We start from the raw sequence: 21,835 nt of genomic DNA on the forward strand, positions 1-21,835 counted from the left end.
GCCAGACACGCCCCCGTAGCTCAGGGGATAGAGCAACGGCCTCCGGAGCCGTGTGCGCAGGTTCGAATCCTGCCGGGGGCACTCGCCTACAACCAGCACAGTTCATGCGCTGACCAGGGCGGATGCCATGAACAAAGAGTCGGACTCAGTCTCACTGAGTCCGACTCTTTGTCGTTGTCTGTCACTGAGTGGCGAGTGAGGCCACAACGGCCCGGTCGCCGCCCGCCATATGGCGAACGGGTATCTGGGGGAGAAACCCGGCGTGGCGGAGGTCAGCCATCAGGAAGATCAAAGCGCCCCTGGCCGCTCGGCTGACTTCCCAGCCAGCCGAGCAAGGTCTGCGTATACACGGTCGTAACGTCAGTCCCTCATACGGCGCCGATGCCGGCGTTCGTGACCCACTTGGCAGTGGGGGCCTCGTGCCCTACGACTCGTCACCGGCGCCCGGGGCTGTCCCGAAGGGACGGGTCAGCGCGCCAGCCACGAGCCGAACATGACGCCCTTCTCCAGCGCGCCGAGCGCCTTGGGGCCGAACGACGTGATGCCGGTGACCGTCAGGCCGCCGGCCGCGCCCCGCAGGTGCCAGGCGGCGCCGGAGTCGGCGTAGGTGCCGTCCTCCAGGGGCGCGGTCGCCGTCAGGTCGGCCTTGCCGTCCTTGTTGGTGTCCGACAGCAGGACCTGGCTGCCGAACTTGTCCTCCTTCTCGGAGGCGCCGGGCACGCCGGTCGTGGACTGCTGGAAGGCCTGCGCGCCCGTGCCGGTCAGACCGGTGCGGGAGCCCTTGAGCAGCACCGTGCTCCCCGCGTCCGCGACCGACTCGATGTCCTCGCCGGGGATGCCGACCGCGACGTCCGCGTAGCCGTCGCCGTTCACGTCGCCCGCGCTGATCGAGGAGCCGAACTCGTCGCCCTCCTCGCCGACCCCGGGCACGCCCGCCGTGTCCTGCGTGATCTTCGCGGTGCGGGTCGTCGAAGGCCCGTCCGCGGTGCCGTACTTGATGAGGATCGTGCCCTTCTGGTACGGCATGTCCTCGAAGTTGTTGCCGATGTCGCGGACGATCAGGTCGCCGTAGCCGTCCTTGTCGACGTCCGCGATCGCCCCGCCGACGGAGGCCGCGAGTGGCTTCGGGGTGGTGTTCACACCGTCCTTGCCGCCGGCCCAGAACTTGCTGCCGTACGCCATCTCCTCGAAGCCGTGGTTGGAGACGATGTCGTCGGCGCCGTCGCCCGTGATGTCGCCCGTGACGAAGCCGCCGGGGCCGAAGGTCCGGCTGGTGGCGACCGCCTGGGTGCTCGCGGCCTTGCCTTCGCGCGTGAAGGGGCCGTAGGAGATGAGCATGCCCTGGTCGTCGTTGTCGGGGTCGTCGCTGCGCGGGAAGTCCACCGTGACCAGGTCGCGCTTGCCGTCGCCGTTGAAGTCGCCGGCGGTGACGTGCCCGCCGTTCCAGGGCAGCTCGGCGCTGCCCTGGCCGGACAGGCCGGCGGCGGAGCCCCACAGGACCACGGCCTTGCCGTCGTAGCCGTTGACGACGAGGTCGGTGTACCGGTCGCCGTCGAGGTCGGCGGCGGCCGTCTCCTGGCCGAAGCGTCCGCCGCTCTCCGGGTCGCCGGGCACGCCAGGGGTGGCGCGGCCGAAGGTCTTGGCGTGCGCGGTGTCGGGGCCCGACGCGGAGCCGTAGACGACCGTCACCTGGCCGGGCGTCGTGCCCTCGTAGCCGCCGACCGCGGAGAACACGAGGTCGGCGTACCCGTCGTGGTTGAAGTCGACGAGCGGCGTGCGCGGCGGCACTGGCGCGGCCGAGGCCGGGCCGGCGGCGGCGACGAGCACGAGGGGAGTGGCGAGCGTGGTGACCGCGAGGGCGGCCGTGAGGGAGCGTCGCACTGATCCTCCAGAAGAGAGAAAGACAGAGAAAGACAGGAAAAACAGAAGGCGAGAGAGGGGGAGGGGGTCAGCCGCCGAGCGTGTGGCCGAACTTGGCGTCCTTCTCGGGGGCGCCGAGCTTCACGGGGCTGAGCGTGCCGGCGCCCGTCGTGGTCAGGCCGCTCGCGGAGCCGTAGAGGTTCCACAGGGCGCCCGAGTCGGCGAAGGCACCGTCCTCGCCGGGGGCCGTCGCGGTCAGGTCCGCCTTGCCGTCCTTGTTCAGGTCGGAGAGGCTCACCTGGCGGCCGAAGTCGTCGCCCGACTCGGAGACGCCGGGCACGCCCGCAGTGGACTGGTTGTAGGCGATCGCACCCTTGCCGGTCATGCCGCCGACGGCCTTGGACGCGCCCTTGAGCAGGATCACCGCGCCGGTACCGGTGGCGGCGTCGAGGCTCTCGCCGGGAACGCCGACCGCGACCTCCGCCTTGCCGTCGCCGTTCACGTCACCGGCGCTGAGGGACGCGCCGAAGGCGTCGTTCGCCTCGCTCGCCCCGGGAACCCCCGCGGTGGCCTGGGTGATGACCTTCTTGCGCGTGTTGCTCGGCCCGGTGGAGCCGCCGTACTGGATGGTGATGCTGCCCGGGGCGGAGTCGATGACCTCGGTGACGGAGCCGATGTCGCGGGTGATCAGGTCGCCGTAGCCGTCGCCGTCGACATCGCCGACGGTGCCGCTGTACGCCGTGCCGAGGGCCTTGGAGGTGTGGCCGACGCCGGTCCTCGACCCCTTCCAGAAGCGGGCCTCGTGCTGCATCTCCTCGAAGCCGTGCGTGGTGACGATGTCGTCGACACCGTCGCCCGTGAGGTCACCGGTGATGAAGGAGCGCAGACCCGAGGGGCCGTCGTCCGTGGTGATGCTGTCCTGGGTGCGCGTCTTGCCGTCGCGGGTGAACGGGCCGTACTGGATCGTCATCCCGGAGACGTCCGGGTCGTCGCTCGGGTCGGAGTTCACGACGAGGTCGCGCTTGCCGTCGCCGTTGAAGTCACCGAGGGCGAACTCGGAGTACCGGTACGGCAGAACGGTGTTCTGGCCGGTAAGGCCGTCCTTGGAGCCCCAGAGCACGGTCGGCTCGCCGTCGTCGCCGCCGCTCGCCACGAGCAGGTCGGTGTACGAGTCGCCGTCGAGGTCACCGGGGAGCGTCTGGACACCGAAGGCGAACGTGCCCTGGAGGTCGCCGGGGACGCCGGGCGTGGCCCGGCTGATCATCTGGTGGCGCGCCGTTCCGGGCCCGGAGGCGGTGCCGTACACGACCGAGATGTAACCGGCCTTCTCCACACCGCCGACGGTGCCGAAGGGCGCCGCGACCGCGAGGTCGGCGTGTCCGTCGTGGTTGAAGTCGGTCATCGGCGTGCGGGGCGGCACGGGCGCGGCCGACGCCGTGCCGGAGGTGGCGAAGAGCGCGAGGGGGGTCGCGAGCGCGGTGACGGCGATCGCGGCGGTGAGAGTGCGGCGGGGCACTGTGCCTCCTGTGCGGAACGTGTGTGACGTACCGGGAGACGGACCACTTCGAGTGAAGGTTGTACACCGCAGGAACTCCGTTGCGAGATGCGGACGTTCCATCGAGTACGGCGGCCGTTCACCTCGCGACCGCCCAGGCGCGCGACACTGGCCCGCGGAGCGAGGCCAGGGGAGGGACGGGATGGCGCGGGCGAGGATGTCGATGCAGGAGCTGATCCGGCGCAGGCGGCGGGCGGGCTTCGTGGGCAGACGCGAGGAGCTGCGGGCGTTCCGGGAGAACTTCGACCTGCCCGTGGACGACGACCGCCACCGGTTCCTGTTCCACGTGCACGGCCCGGCGGGCGTCGGCAAGGCCCAGGTCGTGGAAGATCGTCCAGCCCTCGCCGATCAACACCTCGACCAGCTCCTGATTGCAGCGCTGTCGACACTTCGTGTGAGTGGCGTATGAGATTCACCCACACACGATCAGGCGAAGCCGTTTCCACAGGTCAGGTGGGCAATGATCGTACGAGGGGCAGTGCCCTCCGCAGCCGTGTACGCAGGTTCGAATCCTGCCGGGGGCACCTTGAATTAGGTGCCCAAGGACCCGTCACCAGCGGAAACGCTGAGGCCGGGGTCTTCGCGTATGTGCAGGAGGATGCAGCCCGAAGCCGCTCCATGTCAGGGTCTATGGACGAGGCGTGGACGGGATCTTGAAGCATCGTCGCAGGTCACTCGCCCTCCCTGGGGTGATCGCGACTCCATCCCAGAACAACAGCACTGACAACATGCCCCCGCCGCGCCGTCACGCCACCCGCGGCTTCTTGAGTCTTCGGCATGACAGCCTGGCCTCGACTCCACCATGCCTACAGCAGCGCTTTACTCGCTGTGCGAATCGCAGTATCCAGCCGGCGCTGCCGCCGACGGCTGGGGACCCTGGGAGTCGTATGACGCACCACCAGTACGCTTCCAGCCCTCGACTCACGAGCAACGAGGGGGTAGACGTGATCGTTGATCACGAACACGACGAGGACGACCGCGAGAGCGTCGATAGCTTGTACCAGAAGTGGGAAATCATGCACTCCCGGTTGCGCAGAACCGGTGATGAGGTCCGCGCTCTCCATACGCGCACAACCTTCTGGCACGGCTCAGAGCCGCGATACGCAGCCGACTGGGCCTGGATCATGCAGGCATTCGCCCGAGAAGTGACTACCGCCAAGCGGAGCGACTTCCAGGACTTGATCCTCCAGACAACAGAGCTGCACCATCGCGGAACAGGGGTTCTCAGTGAAGATCACGGCCCTGAACCAATTCCATCGCCGTTCGTGCGACGCCTGCCTCCGAACCAGAACGAGATCGAGGCGAAACGCCGCCAGCGCCAAGTCCGTCACGTACTTGCTTACCAAGAGCACATCCGACACTGCCTCAAACACTTTGTCACCGCTTGGACGGCCCTCATCGACGGCTGCTTGATCTGCGACTGGGAAATGATCGATGACGAGTTCCCAAAGCTCGCGCAGTTGCTAGAAGAAGCCCAGCGCGCCTTCGACATCTGGGTTTCCCTCGATCAGTAGCAAGAAGACTGTGCTCGTTTCGATTGCGTCGAGGGCTCCATCAAGGCGGCTCGCTCCGCTCACCGCGCGCGGCCAGGCTTGCGCTCCTGTCTCCGCCCCGCTCCAGCCCGGCCGACGCCCGTGCCGCGCAGAGCAACCAGCCGCCTACCGTCAGAGAATCAGTACGTCGTGGCTGAGGCGGTCGGCTCCACAGCTTTACGGAGCCACTTTGGCGCGAGCCTCGAAGATCATGGCCCCAACGTCGTGCTTTAGCGGTCAGGTCCACAGACTACCCGACACGCCGGAAGCTTACGGGGCCATGATCACTCGCGCCAAAGCAGCACCACCCCAAATCCGCTCCGCCGACCTCGTGGGGCCAAGACCGACAAGTTGCATTGCGACCTAGCCCGTCGCCGTCCATCAACGCCCCGCATGCGATGCTCTACATACCTGCGAGCTTGCGCCGTGTTTGTGTTTCCAGGCAGCGTTGATCTCTACTTCTACCCCGGGAGCAATCGTGGGCTGACGAGGCGATGACCAGCCCACAGATCGTGTTCCCGACAGACCACCATAAGGTTGGTGGGTGTTAGGGCTCCGGCGATATTGCGTGGCGCGGCAAAGAGTTCGTGGCTGGTCAACCGTGCACCGCAACCTACTGGAGCTTCGCAGCGTGCCCGTGTGGCAACTACACGCAGTGTCCAGAACGGTTGCGGGACCGATATAACCCCCAGTGACGGATGATTAATGACGCCGCTCGACCACGCTTTGGCGTCATAGACGCTCCACAAGCTGCTCTTAACCACGTTGCACCAGCCACATGCCAGTTTGAGATTGTCCTCGTCGGTGGCGCCACCCTCGGCTACCGGGATAACGTGGTCCAGTTCGACTCTTAGGTGTCTGGACTTGATGCCACGCGGCCGCGTGAAGTCAACCAATTTGTGCGGTTCGATCGGATCCTTCGTTCGACGTAGGAAAAGATCCCGCGCCTGTGGGCAAAACTTATACCCGCACAAATAACAACGTTGCACGGGATCGTTCTTGAACCAGACAGCATTACGCAAGCCGTTATCGATACGCTCGCGCCCCGCGGCTCTCCTTGCCTTGATATCACGCCACGCGAAGGATGTGAGCCGACGAGCTATCTGGTTCAGTTCATCCTGCGGAGCTTGCGGATCCATTTCCTGCAAGCGTTGGCATATTTCACGGAACAGATAGCCAATACTCTCCGTATTGCGAGCATATCTGCCGAGATCGACGAGCCCTTCTATAAACCAGCGACCCACCGTCATCGAGTAGTCAGCGCGCAGAATCCATTCGTTTCTTCCCAGAAGCCCCGAAGGGGCAGTCAGTTCAGCAACTTCCCTGAGGTGACTCTCCGACCATCTACGACTAAGCGCGCCGTCGAGCACCTTGTAGAAATTCTCAATCGGTTGAGTATCCATCGGCTACGGCTTGAACTTCCGCGGAAGACCGTTGGCCGGCACTTTCCGATACTCATGCCAGTTTTGAGACCACAGACGCTTCACGATCAATTGGTCTTTTTTCGTTTTTTCGAGACGCCAGTCACGATTGAAGTAGGAGGGGCTTACACGGCCGTCCTTCAGCCACCTCTGCAAGGTGCGATCAAAGTCATCCGTGGTCTCGAGGGCTTCGCCTTGAGTGTAGATGAAGTCAAAATAGTCGCACGCCAGGATGGTAAGTGAAATTTTATTGAAGAGGTTACTATTCCCAGTGCTACCCCATGCGTTGTAGGTATCTAGATCCTGCGTGTCGCCAAAATAGTCGCGCACGTGGACATAGAAACGAACAAAGATCTCTCTCCACGGTCCGTCTGGGCGTGACCAGTCTGCGAGTTTCTCGTCGAGCGTGTCACCCGAAGCCAGTCCGCAGTTAGGGAAGTACTCCAACCGCCAAGCTCGAGCGTAATCCGTCCTCTCGTGGTAGGGGCGGCCACCCTGCAGTTTGCGGAAAATAGTGACCAGGCTCTGCAGCACGCTCCATTTGAGCAGGTCCGGCCGGTCCCCGTCGACACCGGTCTGCACAAGCCCGCGAAACGGGCTGTCCTCAGCGCGAGTTAGATAAGCAATGGCCTGGGAGTCCTCGAGCTGAATGCCGGCTCCCTTAAGCCGCTCCCGAACTGATTGCAATTCTTCTCGACCGAGACTGGTCGAGATGATCGTTCCCAGCAGGGCTGACCCCATGAGTACTGCTTTCTGGTTTACGATCACGAATTGAAACACATGCTCGCTCGGACTGCTGTCCATCAGCAGTGAGACGGGAAGGTGGCGGCTCTTTTTCAGCAGTACCTGCTTCTCCGCCTCGCCAGGATCCAGTCCTGCTTGAACTGATTCCATGACTGCTTCCTCAGCTGCCGGGGTGTCCGCCAGTTGCTCAGCAGAGAGGACGGCCCCTCTGAGCCTGTGTTGTCCGTCGACGAGGACGACGGGCTTAAGGTATCCCAATAGCGCAGCTTTGGTGAAACCTTGGATCTCGTCGGCGTCGTCAACCCCTAGATGCTGCAAAACACGCATCCGCGCTTTCAGTTCGACATAGAAGTCCACTAGGTGCGTTTCTTCAGCGAGCAGTGCCGTGTTTACATCTCCGCCTTCATTGTCCGCAATGACCTCGTCCCTATCGTCGTTGGAAACCTCTTCTATCTGTTCGTCCTCTGCGAGACCGGACGGCTCTGCCCGCTCAGATTCTCGCTCGAGCAACAGAGCAACTTTCCTCTCGTCAACGATGCTGTCATTAAGTGCGCCGACGCGCTCTTCAAGTCTTTCAGTCAGTCTCTGCAGCAAGTCACGGAGTGGCACTTTCGAGTAGTCTTCATACTCGATCTCTAGGCGTCCGAAGGGGGAGCCAGGGGTCTTCTCTTTAAAATGCACCTTCGTTGCGTCTTGCAAGGCTCCCAAGAGCGGATTTTGGGCTACGTTACGGTCATCCTTGAAGAATTTTGCTAGTTCTCGGACCCTGGCGGGGTCTTGTTCACGCTGGAACCCTGCGGTTTCCTCTCCGGCGAGGCGTCGCCGTTCGGGAACACCCGACCACTTCTCGATCTCCACGGCAGGAGCAGAGAAGAGAATCAACGGCTTGCTGTCTGAAGTCTGAAACGTGCGAAAAGCGTCGTACGCGCGACGAATCGTCACCACGGCGTTTCCTCCCCCTTGCGGATCAACAGCTGCAGGACTCCTGATACATCGTCGGGTAAGCGAAGTTCGTTTCGGCCTACTGGATAGCCATCCTGGATGATGCAATTCACGCCAAAGAGGCTGTAGGCCACCTGCACTCCGCTTCCTGACGGGACGTCATTCTATCGGTTCAGCGATCACGCCGGAACTGTCTGAACGCATGGACCAGGGAATTTTGGACAAGGGGACGGATTCGGCCAGGAGGAGACGCCCGGCACAGCAGCGTCAGCGCCGTGCCGGGATCCTCTGTTGCTGTTACCAGTCCAGGTCCGCGGCTTGCATCAGCTCGGAGACGTCGTTTTGCCGCTCGTCGGGCGCGGTGAGGGCTTCCATGACCAGCGTGCTAATGATGGAGACGTAGTCGTGCCCACCGCTGGCGTTGATCTCGCCTTGGATATAATTCAGTCCGCCGTTAGCATACTCTTCAAAGATCTTGACCCGGTCGGGCTGGCGCTCATCGGCGAGGATCTTCGGATCGTCTGGTTCATCGGCCACTGCGATCATGTCGACGAGTACATCGCCGTATTGGCGGCCTTCGATCAGCGCCAGACGAATGGGCTCGCCAGGTTTATCAAAGGAATCTCGCTTGCCCTTGTTACGGCCTAGCACGGCAGCGAACATGAGCACGTCCACCATGGCGTTGAAAGGGCCCTCTTTGCCGGACAATGCCGAGACAAGGTCCTCATGAGCGGCTGGCCTGCGGAAACGGTCTTCGTATGCCATCAGAAGGCCACCTCTTCCAAGATGGTGTGCTCGAAATCGCCGTGCGTGACGTAGGCGACGGCCCGGTTGTTGATCTCGATGGTCTCTTGCGCGGCGTTGGTGTTGGGGGTGACCGTGCGCAGCACGTACATGCGGGTGGCTGCCCCTTGCAGGTTTTCCATCACTTTGCCACTCGCCTGGGAGTTTGAGAGCAGGGTGACGATCTGTGAGGTGAGCTTCGGCAGTGCTTGCGAGATTTCTTCTTGATACGTGAAGTCCAGGCTGCCGAAGGGGGCATCCATGACGACGGGGTAGATGCCTCCCTCGCCGATGATGTCTTCGCTGTCTTTGGCCTTGCGCTGGTGGATCTGCTTGGCAATCTCCGAGACTGCGCCGACGAAAGACAAGCCCAGGACCTGGTTTTCGCCCGTGCTGCGGATAGCAATGCCGGCGGGTGACTTCAGCAACAGCTCGAAGGAGTCCGTCAGTTTGGGCTCGTAGGACTTGATGAAGATCCTTGAGAAGACCTCCTTGAGCTTCGCATCGAGCTGTTCGCGGACCTCTTCGGTCTTCAGTTCCAGTGCCTCGCGGAAGGTGTCCAGCACCTCGTTGACGAGATTGACCTGTCGCTGCACCTTTCGGGATGCATCGTCCGCTGCCTGCGCGGACTTGAAGAGTCTCTTCATCTTGTCGATCTCGGCTTCGAACTCTACTCGGCGCTCTTCCAGTCGACGATGCTCTGCGAGTCCGTCGATGCGTTTTTCGTCGTATTCCTTGCGCCGCTGCTCGAGGCGCTGTACGTCTTCGATGTTGACGCCTTGCAGCTGGCGGTCGACCTCGCTCTTTTCTTCCTCCAGGCTCTTGATCTCGTCCTGGCAGTTTTGAATCTCGAATGTGGCCTGCCGCAGGTCGTCGAGGAGATTTTGACGTGCCTCGCTGAGGTGCTTCATCTGTCCACTGACATACATCCAGCGGGCTTCCACATCGGCAAGACCGGCGTTGTAGCGACGTTTATCCAACTCTTGATATGCCGAGCTCCCTTGGGGAACGGGAGTGCCGCACATGCACGTGCCTTCGTCGAGGAGGCCCTCGATGAAGTCGCGTTGGATTCCAGCGGGCAATTGGCGGCGCTCGCGCATGCCCTCTGCCAGCCCGATCACGGTTTCGTCGATGTGCGATGTGAAGGCGAGGAAGCCTCCTTTGGAGAGGACCTCACGCTTGCGTGCGTACCGGTCCTGCAGTTGCCCGCCCATCTCGTTGATTTTCCATTCGAGTTTCTTTCGGGCGTTCTGTAGAGGCTTGGACTCCGAGTGGCTGCGCAGCGCTCTTTCCATCTCCCGGACTTCGCTCTCGTAGCTGCTGATGTCGCGGGAGACTTTCTTCGCACGCCGGTCAGCGTCATCGCGCTGCCGTTCGAGTCCTTCTTGTTGATCACGCAGCTGCTGGAGGCGGCTGTCGCCACCCTTGTCGATCTCCTTGGCGAGGCGTCGTGCGGCTGCGGGAAGGTGCTCGGTGATCGCACGCTCCATCGGTTCAAGATCCATCAGGGTCTTGATGGCGCGTTTGACCTCGTCGTTGTTCTCCTCGCCGGTGAACATCTTCTCCATCCGCTCACCGTTGAAGAAGAAGAAGCGGCGCAAGCCTTCAGGGAGGATCTTCTCGATGCGGTCCTGACCGTTGGCTACGGGCTTGCTCTCGCCGTTTTTTATCTCGTTCAGGGTGAGCTTGGCTGCGACAGCTATCTGCTCGTCGGTGTTCTTGACGGTGGCCACCTCACGCAACACGGTGAAGATCACCCCTGCGTGTTCGAATTTCAGCTCCACCGAGGCGCTGACTGGGGTGCCATGCGGGGTTTCCGCCCATTTGTGGTCATGGATGACGCGCTGCTGTTGCTCGACGTCGGCGGAGAACTTTCCGTACAACGCCCAGGCGAAGGCGTTGAGGAGGGTGGTCTTTCCCGCACCGTTATTGCCGAAGATCAGCACCGCCGGCTTGGAATCGTTGACGGCGAGATCCAGCGTCTGACGGCCGTAGAACGCACGGAAGTTGTCCAGCGTCAGCCTCAGGAGCTTCACTTGATCAGTCCCTTCACGGCCGCCACGATCTCGTTGACCACGGTGGTGGAACTTCTGATGTGCAAGTTTTCACGCTCCAACTCGATGACGCGCCTGGCGAGTTTGACGCCCTCAGGCGACAGCTGACTCAGCACGTCCTGCGCAGTTTTCTTCTCGCTCACGTCTACTCCGTTTGGTGATGCAGTGGATCAAGTGTCGAGCAGGCCATATCGCAGGCGCAGCGGACGAAGGAGGTCGAGGGTCTCGGCTTCGTTGTCCGCCAGTTGTGCGAACTCCGTCACGCGGGCCAGCTCGCGGGCCACCATGCTGCGTTCGGTGCGGTCCTGCAGGTCGGGCATGTTGGTCGGGGGCACCACGATGAAGTCGACGATGTCGGCCATGGTCTTGCCCGGTGCCTGTCGCAGCACTCGGCCGCGGCGTTGAATGAACTGCCGGGGGTTGGAGGAACTGGCCAGCAGGTATGCGGTGCGGGCGGCGGGCACGTCGACACCTTCGTCCAGGCAGCGCATGGAGGCGATGACTTGCAGCTTGCGGTCGGTGAACCGCTGCAAGACCTGGCGACGCTCGGGCCGTTTGGTCTCGGCGGTGTAGCGAGCGGCGGGCATGTGCAAGTGATTGCCGACGAGATCCAGTACTTGATCGATCTGCGCTGGCTCTGCCGCGGCACCGTCTTCGTAGGACAAGGGGTGCTGTCCCTCTGCGCAGTACAGCAGCTGATACCACTCCTCCCTGCGTTGGCTGATCTCCCGTCGCAGCGCGGGAAGTTTGGCGCGGGCATGACCGAGCAGGTTGGCCCGTTTGCGCAGCAGGTGGCCCAGAGGGCTGTTGTCGTCGGCTTGTTCGGAGAACTGCTGCATCGCGAACAGCTTGCCGATCTTTTCGGTGATCTCTATGTAGAGGTCGGTCTCGTCGGCATTCAGTTCCACGATCACGGGCTTATAGGTGTAGCGGCACAGTGCGCCGGCTTTGATGGCGTCGCCGAGTCCGAGCTCGAACACCACCGGGCCGAAGTAGTCGGTGAGTGCGGCGGTGCCTTCGTCGTCAAACCAGCGTTCCGGGGTGGCTGACAGCCCGAGGCGAAACTGCGCGCTGTCAGGCAGCTTGGAGCGGATGTGCCGGGCGCCGAGGTTGTGTGCCTCGTCGGCGATGAGGAGGAGCTGGCCGCGATAGCGCTGAAGGATGCTTTGGAAAGCGGTCTCGCCGAAGGTTTTGTTCGTGGTGATGATGACGCCGCCGCGGGTGGTATGCAGCGCTAGCGCATCCAGCAGTTGGGAGGCGTGGGGGAACCATGCGGCGGTCGACTCGTAGGCGCGCAGGGGGTGCACGCCGAACCACTCGATGTCTTTCGCCCACTGGTCGACCAGGTGCTGGTAGGGGGCGATCACGACGGTGAGCAGTGGTTCGCCGACCTTGTGGAGCATCTTGGTCACCTGCGCGGCCGCGGACAGGGCGGTGAGAGTCTTGCCTGTGCCGGTCGCCATGCGCAGGATGCCGCGGCCTCGCTGCGCGAACCACTGGGTGACGGCTCGCTTTTGGTAGTCGCGCACTTCCAACAGCGGAGGGATGGTCAACATGCCGGCGAGGTCTTCGCGCGCGATAGTGATCGGCGCACCGGACGGGGGGATCGCTGTGTCGTCGCTAGGGTCGACTGCAGCGCGGGTGCTGCGCTCGATGATCTGCTTGGCGGCATCGGTGAAGGGCATGACACGCAGCAGTGGCGTCCTGTCATGCCACAGGTCATCGAAGTCTTTGCTGATACGCAAAGCCCGTTCACGGTCTCGGTCGTCCCAGCTACGGAAGACCTCGATGGATTCGAAGTTGCCAACCAGGCCAGACAGAGTCTCATTCGCGCTGCCTTTGAACGCGACGAGGTCGTGGTCGTCGCGGAAGACGCCGATCTTCTCGTGATACATGCCGACCCGGCTGCCTGCCGTGACGTAGGCGAGCTTCACGTCCAGTCGCCCCTCGGCGATGAGCACGCCGAGCTTGCCTAGTCCGCGCACCGCCCTGGCGTCTTCCGTCGCACGCTCCAGGTCGCGTAGAGCAGCCTTCTCCAGGACGGCGCGAAGTTCGTAGCCGGCTTCGATCTCGGTGATGTCTTCGGCGAGAAGATAGGGCGAGGCCACGATGCGCATCGTCCCGGCGCGCCGGGTGAATTCTTCTATGCCCTCGCCAATGACGGCCAGGACAGAAGCCGTGAAATACCCGACAGCACGGTCGTACGCGGTTGATGCCCGCAGAGCCGGGACGTAGAACTCATCGACAACGTTGCCGCGATCGCTACGGTATTCTCCCCCGAGATCGGCGTGCCGGAGAGCTTCAAGAGCGTGCACTAGAAGTCCAATCCGAGATCCCGAGCAAGCTGAACACCCACCGTTTTATCGGTGGGCTCGTCGGCCCCATGCGTGTCGCGTTGTTCCCCCTTGCTCTCAAGGTCGGTGAGGCGTTGCACTCGTCCCCCGCGAGCAGTGAAGGGAGCGGAGGAGACCACCTGTCGCAGGGTGGACTCTTTGATGGAGAAGGCTTGTGTCAGCGCCTTCACGAGCTCGTCACTTTCTATGCTGCCGCCCGCCTTATCGACTTCTTCTTCCACCAGTTCACGCACACTGGTGTAAGGGCGCAATTGCCATTCGGAAAGCGCCCAGGAGTCGATATCACTGCGCGTAAAGCGCAGGTCAGCAGCAAGTTGCGCCTTCAGGGATCGCTCATTTACAGCGTCGCCCATGCGTGAGGTGAGTTCGCCGGTCGAGAGTGGATGGTCCGCTTCCTGGAGCACGACCCAAGCACGCTGCTTAAGCGTTTTCTGTGCAGGGGCGGCACTATCGCTAGCCTGCGGGACTTCTTCCGCATCCGTGATCCACCCGTTTTCCCCCAGCGTGGCGTTCAGGATACGGTGGACAATAGCCTGTGCCTGCGGCGGAAGTTCTTCTCCGAATCGCAAGAGAAAACCAAATGTCACGCCCTGCTCATCGGGGTTCATCAGACCAGCGAGCAACGCGAACTCTTCGGCAAGCTCGTTATCCAGTGAACGGGAGGGATCAGTACGGGTGAGGGGCAGCGGTGGCGTCTCCCGCGAAGAGGCAGCAGGCAACATGTCGCCGAGTGCCGCAGCATAGGCGTCTTGAACAACCTGCGAAATACGTCCGCGCTCTGCTATGACAAAACCATTGCTGCGTGCCCATGCTCGAATAGTGACGGCATCCGCCTGCGCTGGGGTACGGCTAGCCGAAGTAGGCGACTCCGACTCCCCGTCGTGATCGTGCATGCCCGGCTGTGGTGCACCGTCGAGATTCTTCGCAACTGCCGGGTGATCAGTTGTCACCGACTGGGCGTCCTGCCGCAGAAGATCACCCATCTTGGGGGTGATGGACATGCCACTGAAGTGCAGCTGACCCGATCGGGAAGAAATTCCGCAAAAATCGAGCCAAGCATCGATGTATGACGCAACCCATCCCTGCTGACTCAATATTCTCCGCGCAACGGAGAGCGCCATCACCTCATCCTTTTCAAAATCAAGGATGTGCAGCGTTTTTTTCACTTGCTCAAGCATATTAGGGCGGCATATCCATTGTTCCTGCACTTCGGCATGACGCAAGAAGGACAGCAGCGACACGAAACTCACATCGCTGTCCAGCAAGCAGCTGAAAAGCCACGGGCGGCGCTGCTGGAGCTGTGCCACAGGTGTCGGCGCATAGGTGACATGGTCGAAATCTGCCACAGCTGCCCGCAAAGCGGAGGATGTTGCCATGGCGGCGTCGAGGCGATGGGGTAGCTCGTCACAGAGTTCCTGCAAGCGCTCCAACGGCATGCGTTGCTGCGTTGCCAGCGTGGACAATTCCTGAGGTTCTGGGGCACATCGATACAGGAGCAGCAGGCTTTGCTCTTCGCTGTTCAGCTCACTGAACCACTGTGTTACTGCCATGGCGTGCGAGGTCTCGTTCGGCAGGGCGACCGCACGCATCACAACGCTCAGGAGGGCGGCTACCTCATCCCGCGTCAGGGGAAGGAGCAAATTGAGATCATGCGGTGTCATGTTCCGCATATCGCCCAGCGCGAGAATTCCGGACTCCGCCAATGTTGCGGCAGCACCCCTATTTCCCAGATCGAGGTCTTCAATGACAGTGGAGGCATCCAAAGTCGGAAATAGTGTTTTGCACTCTTCTTCTACGAGGTTCCTGCTAGATAGCAGAATGCTGCCCAGCAGGTCAAAGACTTCTTCCATGGAAGCCCGTCTCATCGACGTCTGCGCCGGACTTTCCTTTCCCCACCAATGGACGGGTCCCCCGAGTCGCTGGAGGTCGATAAGGTCTGGCGCACGGAGATACTCGACCCACGGAAGAACATCAATCCATGTGTCAACATGCTGCGACGACTCCGCTGGAAATGCTGACACTTATGCTCCCACCATGGTTACTTTACTGCCATACCGAATACGAAATCCGCCCGGACGGCAGATCAGCGGACCGGCAAGTCGACCTTCATTTTCAATAAACCCGCGATTTTCATCGCAGGAAGAGATCACCCCTAGGCTTCGCATGCGGTAAATCCCCCCGCCCCGATAGTCCGTTACATCGCCGAGCTCCTCAACGGGCCAGGGTCCGGCTCCCCTTAGCCTTGGTATGCGGGGTGGGTTGTCGCCTACTGTGAGGCAACGACGCGAGTGCGATGGCGGTAGACCGTGCTTATCGCACCGCGCTAGCATGTGCCGGCCATGTTCGGGGTGGCTGGGCGTGGGCAGCCGGGCTGCTACAGCGCAGGCGGAGGTCAAAACCACGCCCACGAGGCAGCACACAACCTGAGGGCGCCCTGCTGGCCGGCCTGTGCCGCCCCTACAGGGCCACCGTCATCGCCGGGTACGGGATGCATGGAAGGCGGCGCGCACGCCCTCTCGGCGGCTCGATCCGCCGGTGTGTGGTGCAGCATGGAGAGTTGAGCCCTGCCCTTTCGCTCGTGCCAATCACCGAAGGCGACGTACCGTCGCTGGTGCGACGAGCCAGCGCGGGCAACGTCACGCTTTGCTCCGTACTTTGCGTCTCGGTAAGGGGAACGTGGCGGTGGGGGGCGTCCACTTTCTGCCCGGCATCGTAGCGGAACGTGCAGGTGGGCGTCTTCTCTTCGATGTATCACGGTTCAACAGCATCCCCCCAGAGGCTGAACCGGGACCTCCTGCGCACCGGGCGCTCGGGATGTGAACGGCGCCGCTGGGGGATCACCCTCAATGACCTGGGCTTCCAAGACGTGGCATACCGGCGTGTTCTCTATGTGGGGCTGACGCCATCCCGTCGCATGGATGACTCCCGGTGGGCCAATAGGTGACACGGACGGAGCGCCATGTGCGTGCAGCCCCCTCGGTGCCTGCACGGAGCCGATGACGCGCTCGGGGACCGAAAAAGGGGCTAAGCAACCGGTATTCACGGGCAGCTTCGCCGCCTGCATGAGCTGCCCGCTGGAGCAAGCTCACGGCAAAGCAGGGCGGTCCCGGTGGCGTCGGCGCCGTGTCCGTGGGTCGGGCAACGTCTTCTCCCTGCTGTGACTGCGCCGGGCGAAGGATGATGCGGAGGCCACCAGGAAGGTGCGGCTCGCCGGACATGCAGCTGTCGGGCATGCGAGGGGTCGCATGCCCGACAGCGTGGGGGATACGGGTCTGTCCTCTCTTTGAGGACAGACTTTGGGGCGTGCCAGGGCGGGGCGATTGTGCGCCCTCGGCAAGCGCGGGGGGTGGGTGAAAGCGTCAGGTGGGCACGACGGCGCCGACCATTCCTTCGACCGTGGCCATCTGCTTGTCGGCACCGAGGTAGCCGATGCCGCGGTGCACGTGGACGGTCAGGACGCGCTGGATGTTCTCGTCATTGGGCTCCTCACCGATGGCGACACAGCGCTGCTTGAGCAGGGCCAGGTAGAGGTCGCCGTACTGGCCGGCGAAGGTCCTCCAGCTCATCTCAACGTTGGAGTCAGTGACGATGTCCTTCACCAGCGGGGTGGAAGGGTCCCTCAGCGACAGCAGCAGCGCCCAGCGGCACAGCACGTTCCACTGAGTGACGCCGGTGGTGCGCTTGAGGTAGGACAGCCGATCCTTGGCCGGCTGAGACAGACGGACGTGGTCAACCGGCATGCGAGGCTCCTGCACTCCACCAGTAGCCTTCGACGACGGCGGTGGTGAATTCGGTGTCGTCGTGGACGAGCGTGTAGGTGTGGGCGACGGACTTCTCCAAGCGGCCCAGCAGATACTCGTCGATCTCCTCGTCGGTGGACAGCAGGAGAACCTGGTCGCTGGCGTTGGGGAAGTAGCGGTCGACGAGGTGCTCGCGGTGACGGCTGTCGAGACGGCCCAGAGGGGTGTCGATGACGCTGGGCAGCCGGTTGCCGGCGACGCGCATCAAACCCCAGAGCAGCGAGACAGCCAGAAGCTGGCGCTCACCCGCACTCAGACGCGCCGGATCGATGGCCTCGCCATCGGCGTCAGCCAGGGTGAGGATGAACTTGTCGGTATCGATGCGCAGGTCGCGCACGAGACCCTGCTTGCGCATGAGGACCTTGAAGCTCTGCAGAACGGCCACTTCGAGCCGACTGATGTGCCGCTCAAGGAGCGCGGAGCCGAAACGCTCGAGAGTGTCGCGGGCCTTCTCCGAGTACTTGATCACCCGCTCGACTTCTTCCGCCTTCACCTTGGTGCGGACGAACTCTTTGTGCGCACGCTCCAGCAGCGTGGTGACGTGTTCACGGCGCCGCTTGAGGTCCTCAAGCTTGGCTGTGGCACGGTCGCGAGTCGTCTCACAGCGGGTTACCTCTACGATCTGCTCGCCCCGGGCCGCCTGGAGGGCTTCGACCTTGTCCTGTGCGGGAACGCCGGCAAGCTGCCGATCCAGCTGGTCCAGATGCTCGGCCAGTTCAGCGGCGCTATGAAGCAGCTGCGCGGAGCGCTGGGTATCCCGCTGGAGCAGTTCGTCGAGGACGGTGAGCTGGGCCAGCGCGTCGTGCGGCAGGCGCAGATCCACCGCCAGCTGCGTCTTGGCGGCGCGCTCGGCGCGGTCGTCGTCCAGCCGCTTGAGGACCTCGGCTCGGGTGGCGTCGGGCATCAACTCCAGCAGCCACCGATCGCGCTCTTCGAGGACCTCGAGGACCTGGGCGGACTGCTGGGCTTCCTGCTCGATTCTGGCTTGCTGCCGGACGTCGTCGAGAAGCGGTGCGACCATCAACAACGGCAGGGGTCCTGCTGCAAGTTGCGTGAGCTCCGTGCGCACCTGGGCCAGGCGGACGAGGGCCTGCTTCCTGTCGTTTTCCAGCTCGACGCGCCGGGTGAACAGATCGCCACCCTCGTCAGCGAACGCCTTCTCCAGGCTGTCCAGCTTGCGCTGCGCCTTGCCGAGTTCGCTGCGGGAGTGGGCCAGTTCCTGGTGCGCGATGTCGTACTGGGACACCACCGCTTCGCGTTCGGCTTCCTGGGCACGGATGTTGTCCAGGAGATGCTGTTCCTCCTCGGACAGCTTCTGGCGCCGCTGGAGGGCCAGAAGATCGTTGCGCAGCTGCTGGACGGTGCTGACGCCCAGCAGGGAGTGCACGGCCGACTCGATGACGGACGCCGCCCGTTCGGGGTTGGCCAGCGACTCAATCTTCTCGCCGTCGAAGAAGGCGAGGGAGGCGATCTCCAACGGCAGCAGCGACTCGACGTGGTCTGCCCAGCCCTCACTGAGGAGGCGGTTGAACTTGCCTTCCGGCTCCGCGCTGCGCTGCGCTTTCACCCGCTCGCCATAGGTCTCGTCGACGTAGACGTTGAGGAACTCTTTGAGGGTCTTACCGCTGATGTGCCAGCTGCGGACGAGACGGTAGTAGTGCTCGTGCCCACCGGTCATGACGGTGAATTCGAGGGTGATGGCAGAACCGCGGCTGGGGTCGGCCTTGCGGTTGATGCTCTCCCGCAGGTACGTCTCGTAGGCCTTGGTGCCACGACCGCTGCAGCGCGCCCGGTTGCCGTAAAGCACCAGCTGGATGGCGTCGAGCAGAGTCGTCTTGCCGCACCCGTTCAACCCGCCGATCAGGATGATCGGCTTGTTCTTCTTGGGGGTAAGGTCGAGAGACTGCTTTCCGCGGTACGCCCCGAATTCTTCGAGGGTGATCTTACGCAGGAGCATCGAGTTCGTTTTCGTCGTCGAAGGTCAGGTTCTCGGCGATGTCGTCTCGCCACTTCTGTTTGCGGGTGGCGAATTCCACGGCGTCTTCGTGGTCTTCGTAGTAGCCCTTCTGCACAGCCTGCTCGAGTGCCTGGAAGAGGCCTGAACGGCGCGCCATGGTGCGGTACTTCCGCTCAACGGCGAGGAGCTCGCGGACCATGTTGTAATGCAGGTCGTCGCCATCGCAGACCTGCTTGAGGACGTCCATCTCGTCGGACCCCATGACGAGTTGCTCGTCGAGCGGGCCACCCGGGAAGGACTCGCCGGTGGCCTCCTGGTAGATCCGCGGCAGGCTGTCTTCGACCTCGTGCTTGTCGAACACCCAGATCCGGCGGATCTCGTGCAGTTCCTCAAGCGTGATCAGCTCGATGTTCTGCACGTGCTCCGGAGCATGGGCACGGATCCAAGTCTGGGCGTCCAGCAGGTCCTTCAACCACTCTTCGCGGAAGGACTGCAGATAAGGCCCGTGGATGGCGTCGTCCTTGAACAGCATGACCTTGCCGTTCATCCGACGGAAGTCGCGAGCCGGCTTGTCAGGCTTAGGATCGCCAACCTTGCGGCCAGCCGGAATTTCCTCGCCCTCTTTCCATTCATCAAATGGGGCGTCGAGCTTATTACGTAGCTCCAACAGAGGGGTCATCCACTCCTTTTCCTCGTCGTTCTGGATCATGGCGGACATGGACTTGTCCTCATCGACGAGGGTGCAGGTCCAGCAGCCGAAACGGCTTGAGCCACAGGAAGGAGTAGTGGAGTCGACCACGAGCGGGCATTCGCCATCACTGGAAGCGCCCTGATACATAGTGAGCAGGTCCTGATTGGTGTAGCCCCAGGGATTGGGCTTTTGCATCAGGAACTCCCACACGTCGTCGTTGGTCCAGTCCTCAACGGGGCTGTAGACGAGGGAGTTGGGCAGGTTTGCGTTGGGTGAGAGGCGGTCGCGGACGCGGCGCTTCTCGTGCTTTTCCATGGCGCGGGCGCGGGCTTGGCTCTCCGTTTTACGGATACCCAGGACCATAATCGCCTCGCCGTGAGCGGCGACCACACTGCGGATGAAGGCGTTCGACGGCTTAATCTTCAGACGTTCGGTGCACCAGCGGAACTTCGGGCGCGGGGCGGGATAGCCCCGGCCAAGCAAGTTCACCCAAAAGGTGTCCTTGATCTCCGGAGTCAGGCGGTGCGGCTCGACCGGCAGACCCTGCGCCTGCGCCGCATCCTGCATGGTGCCCAGCGAGGCGGACACCCAGGCGGCAACGACCGGGTTCTCCACAAGCGTGTCGGTGCTAATGACATGCACAGCCTTGGTGCGTTGCTCGGCAGGCAGGCCCTTGAGAGCCATCCACACCAGCTGCAGGACAGCAGTGGAATCCTTACCCCCGCTGTAGCCGATGACCCAGGGCACCTGGTCGGCGGTGTAGAGCTCCCGGATCTCCTCCGTCAGTTCGTTGACGACCTCCTCCAGGGAGCGTCCACCGAACGGCTTGCGACGTACGGGGGTAAGCCCGAGGTTGAGGGGGATGGTGGTCATGCCTCGCCTCGCAGATATGCGTCTTCCACGCGCCGCTCTTCCGGGCTCAACTCCAGGCCCAGATGCTTACGCAGGTAATTAACGGTCAATGTCACGTTTTGATGGCTTTTGGAAACGCGGCCGCCGACGATGGCACGCCCCTCCCAGTCGATGTTGCCCCGGGTCCAGTCCACATCCGTCAGCGGAACCAACCGCCTCTTCCATGCAGCCTCCTTGACCGACTCCCGCAACAGCGCGTTTCCAACGCGGCCCAGCGCATGCAGGGCGATGCCGTGGCTGTGGATGAAGTCCCGACGCATCTCCTGGGCGGAAAGCTGCTTACCGCGGACCATCGCCCACTCCGGCAGCGCCGTGTCCACGGCTTCCCAGAACGACTGCGTCAGCTTGATCGCCTCGTCCTGCTTGAGGTCGAGGCCTTGAAGGAGGGACTGGTTGCCGTAATACAGGGCGCTAAGAGTGAACAGCTTGCGCGAGCGAGCGGAGAGCGTGCTCTTCTCCATCTCAACAAAGCCCTTGAAGATGGCTGAGCGTTCCGTGAGGGCGCGCGTGATCTGAGCGTTGAGGTCCCGGTGGTCGTACAGGACCCCGATGGAGCGCGCCGGGCGGACGGCATGCCGGTTGAGGTCGGCGAACATCTGCTGGGAGCGAGAGAGGCCAGTGTCATGGAAGAAGACGACAGCGATGGTCTCGTCCCCGAGGTCAGGCTTCTCCTTCAGCGCGAGCTCGATGGCGGCGCGGCGATGCTGTCCGTCGTTGATCAGGAAGCGGGCATCCATGGGGATGCGCAACTGCCCCGTGCGGTGCGCAGAACCCTCTGCGCCCTGACATTCGAAGGCCATATCCCCGTCCACGGACGCGGTCAGGGCACTGAAGACGTAATCGTCGGGATTGTCCAGAATGTAGCGAGCGAGCGCCGGCAGGCGTCCCTTATTAAGCACCCGCTGGGCTCTCAGCTCAGCGGAAAGATCATCTTCGTCGAAGAGGAAGATCTTCGGGATGAGCCGCAGCGGGCACATCGACGCATAGAACTCCCGCCCCGCCTGCACTCCACGGATCGCAGGAAAGGTGTATTCAAAGCCCGTTGACGCTCGCGTGGCAGCCCGCCCCGCAGTCTTGCTCGCCGCTTCAGTCTGCACCCGTGCACTCTAGCGTGTACGTACGTGTCCCGAGAAACGTACGTCACTTCCATCTCAACGTACCCTGGTACGCGGGATGACGTACTACACAGGGGTGGCACAACCGAATCAGCCAGACACATCCAGGAGGAAA

Annotated in this window: 15 protein-coding genes and 1 tRNA gene; 3 read left to right on the forward strand and 13 right to left on the reverse strand. The window is 62.8% G+C overall.

Annotated elements, in window-relative coordinates; all coding sequences use genetic code 11:
• Positions 1–9: 9 nt before the first annotated feature.
• Positions 10–81, forward strand: a tRNA-Arg gene (locus SAVERM_RS15175).
• A 387-nt stretch (positions 82–468) separates the two neighbouring features.
• Here SAVERM_RS15175 and SAVERM_RS15180 read toward each other — a convergent pair.
• Together SAVERM_RS15180 and SAVERM_RS15185 are read right to left on the reverse strand one after the other, a co-directional pair.
• Entirely contained in the window at positions 469–1,881 is a 1,413-nt protein-coding gene (locus tag SAVERM_RS15180; protein ID WP_010984354.1) for an FG-GAP and VCBS repeat-containing protein, read from the reverse strand.
• A gap of 67 nt (positions 1,882–1,948) precedes the next feature.
• Positions 1,949–3,376, reverse strand: coding sequence for an FG-GAP-like repeat-containing protein (locus SAVERM_RS15185; RefSeq protein ID WP_037648932.1), 1,428 nt, complete (start codon positions 3,374–3,376; stop codon positions 1,949–1,951).
• A gap of 181 nt (positions 3,377–3,557) precedes the next feature.
• Here SAVERM_RS15185 and SAVERM_RS43720 point away from each other — a divergent pair, with 181 nt between their 5' ends.
• Both SAVERM_RS43720 and SAVERM_RS15195 read left to right on the forward strand, forming a co-directional pair.
• Positions 3,558–3,824, forward strand: a complete 267-nt coding sequence (locus tag SAVERM_RS43720) for a hypothetical protein (RefSeq protein WP_010984356.1) — start codon at positions 3,558–3,560, stop codon at positions 3,822–3,824.
• Positions 3,825–4,359: 535 nt separating this feature from the next.
• Positions 4,360–4,929 carry a hypothetical protein gene (locus SAVERM_RS15195; protein WP_137865243.1) on the forward strand — a complete coding sequence of 190 codons (570 nt, stop codon included), beginning with the start codon at positions 4,360–4,362 and terminating at the stop codon, positions 4,927–4,929.
• A 479-nt stretch (positions 4,930–5,408) separates the two neighbouring features.
• Here the strand turns inward: SAVERM_RS15195 and SAVERM_RS40075 are convergent, their stop codons facing one another.
• The 11 genes from SAVERM_RS40075 to dndB all read right to left on the reverse strand — a co-directional run bounded on the left by SAVERM_RS40075 (position 5,409) and on the right by dndB (position 21,702).
• Positions 5,409–6,350 (reverse strand): HNH endonuclease, encoded by a 942-nt coding sequence (locus SAVERM_RS40075; RefSeq protein ID WP_078936670.1) that lies wholly within the window; start codon positions 6,348–6,350, stop codon positions 5,409–5,411.
• A 3-nt stretch (positions 6,351–6,353) separates the two neighbouring features.
• A complete protein-coding gene (locus SAVERM_RS15200) occupies positions 6,354–8,057 on the reverse strand; it encodes a ParB N-terminal domain-containing protein (protein WP_137865241.1) in 1,704 nt (567 codons plus the stop codon).
• Between the two features lie 294 nt (positions 8,058–8,351).
• On the reverse strand, positions 8,352–8,819 hold the full coding sequence (locus SAVERM_RS15210; RefSeq protein WP_037648940.1) for a DNA phosphorothioation-associated protein 4: 468 nt from the start codon (positions 8,817–8,819) through the stop codon (positions 8,352–8,354).
• Complete coding sequence (locus SAVERM_RS15215) at positions 8,819–10,873, reverse strand: AAA family ATPase (RefSeq protein WP_010984358.1); 2,055 nt, start codon at positions 10,871–10,873, stop codon at positions 8,819–8,821. Before SAVERM_RS15215 ends, SAVERM_RS15210 begins: the two co-directional genes overlap by 1 nt.
• Positions 10,870–11,034 (reverse strand): hypothetical protein, encoded by a 165-nt coding sequence (locus SAVERM_RS42715; protein ID WP_010984359.1) that lies wholly within the window; start codon positions 11,032–11,034, stop codon positions 10,870–10,872. The genes SAVERM_RS15215 and SAVERM_RS42715 overlap by 4 nt, the downstream gene beginning before the upstream one ends.
• Positions 11,035–11,061: 27 nt before the next feature.
• Positions 11,062–13,206, reverse strand: coding sequence for a DNA phosphorothioation system restriction enzyme (locus SAVERM_RS15220; protein ID WP_010984360.1), 2,145 nt, complete (start codon positions 13,204–13,206; stop codon positions 11,062–11,064).
• Positions 13,206–15,095, reverse strand: coding sequence for an Lsr2 family DNA-binding protein (locus SAVERM_RS43920; protein WP_197586468.1), 1,890 nt, complete (start codon positions 15,093–15,095; stop codon positions 13,206–13,208). Before SAVERM_RS43920 ends, SAVERM_RS15220 begins: the two co-directional genes overlap by 1 nt.
• A 1,509-nt stretch (positions 15,096–16,604) precedes the next feature.
• Positions 16,605–16,985 (reverse strand): DNA sulfur modification protein DndE, encoded by a 381-nt coding sequence (gene dndE, locus SAVERM_RS15235; RefSeq protein WP_037648948.1) that lies wholly within the window; start codon positions 16,983–16,985, stop codon positions 16,605–16,607.
• Complete coding sequence (gene dndD, locus SAVERM_RS15240) at positions 16,975–19,002, reverse strand: DNA sulfur modification protein DndD (RefSeq protein WP_010984362.1); 2,028 nt, start codon at positions 19,000–19,002, stop codon at positions 16,975–16,977. Before dndD ends, dndE begins: the two co-directional genes overlap by 11 nt.
• The gene (gene dndC / locus SAVERM_RS15245) at positions 18,989–20,566 is read right to left on the reverse strand and encodes a DNA phosphorothioation system sulfurtransferase DndC (RefSeq protein WP_010984363.1); all 1,578 of its coding nucleotides are present in this window, start codon (positions 20,564–20,566) and stop codon (positions 18,989–18,991) included. The genes dndD and dndC overlap by 14 nt, the downstream gene beginning before the upstream one ends.
• On the reverse strand, positions 20,563–21,702 hold the full coding sequence (gene dndB / locus SAVERM_RS15250; protein WP_010984364.1) for a DNA sulfur modification protein DndB: 1,140 nt from the start codon (positions 21,700–21,702) through the stop codon (positions 20,563–20,565). Before dndB ends, dndC begins: the two co-directional genes overlap by 4 nt.
• Positions 21,703–21,835: the final 133 nt, after the last annotated feature.

It is taken from the genome of Streptomyces avermitilis MA-4680 = NBRC 14893, from assembly GCF_000009765.2.
Lineage (GTDB): Bacteria > Actinomycetota > Actinomycetes > Streptomycetales > Streptomycetaceae > Streptomyces > Streptomyces avermitilis.

Excerpts from the sequence above, each read along its gene's own strand:
- SAVERM_RS43720 (WP_010984356.1), top strand. The coding sequence starts at position 3,558 with ATGGCGCGGGCGAGGATGTCGATGCAGGAGCTGATCCGGCGCAGGCGG.
- SAVERM_RS40075 (WP_078936670.1), bottom strand. The coding sequence starts at position 6,350 with ATGGATACTCAACCGATTGAGAATTTCTACAAGGTGCTCGACGGCGCG.
- SAVERM_RS15210 (WP_037648940.1), bottom strand. The coding sequence starts at position 8,819 with ATGGCATACGAAGACCGTTTCCGCAGGCCAGCCGCTCATGAGGACCTT.
- SAVERM_RS43920 (WP_197586468.1), bottom strand. The coding sequence starts at position 15,095 with ATGGAAGAAGTCTTTGACCTGCTGGGCAGCATTCTGCTATCTAGCAGG.
- dndE (WP_037648948.1), bottom strand. The coding sequence starts at position 16,985 with ATGCCGGTTGACCACGTCCGTCTGTCTCAGCCGGCCAAGGATCGGCTG.
- dndD (WP_010984362.1), bottom strand. The coding sequence starts at position 19,002 with ATGCTCCTGCGTAAGATCACCCTCGAAGAATTCGGGGCGTACCGCGGA.
- dndC (WP_010984363.1), bottom strand. The coding sequence starts at position 20,566 with ATGACCACCATCCCCCTCAACCTCGGGCTTACCCCCGTACGTCGCAAG.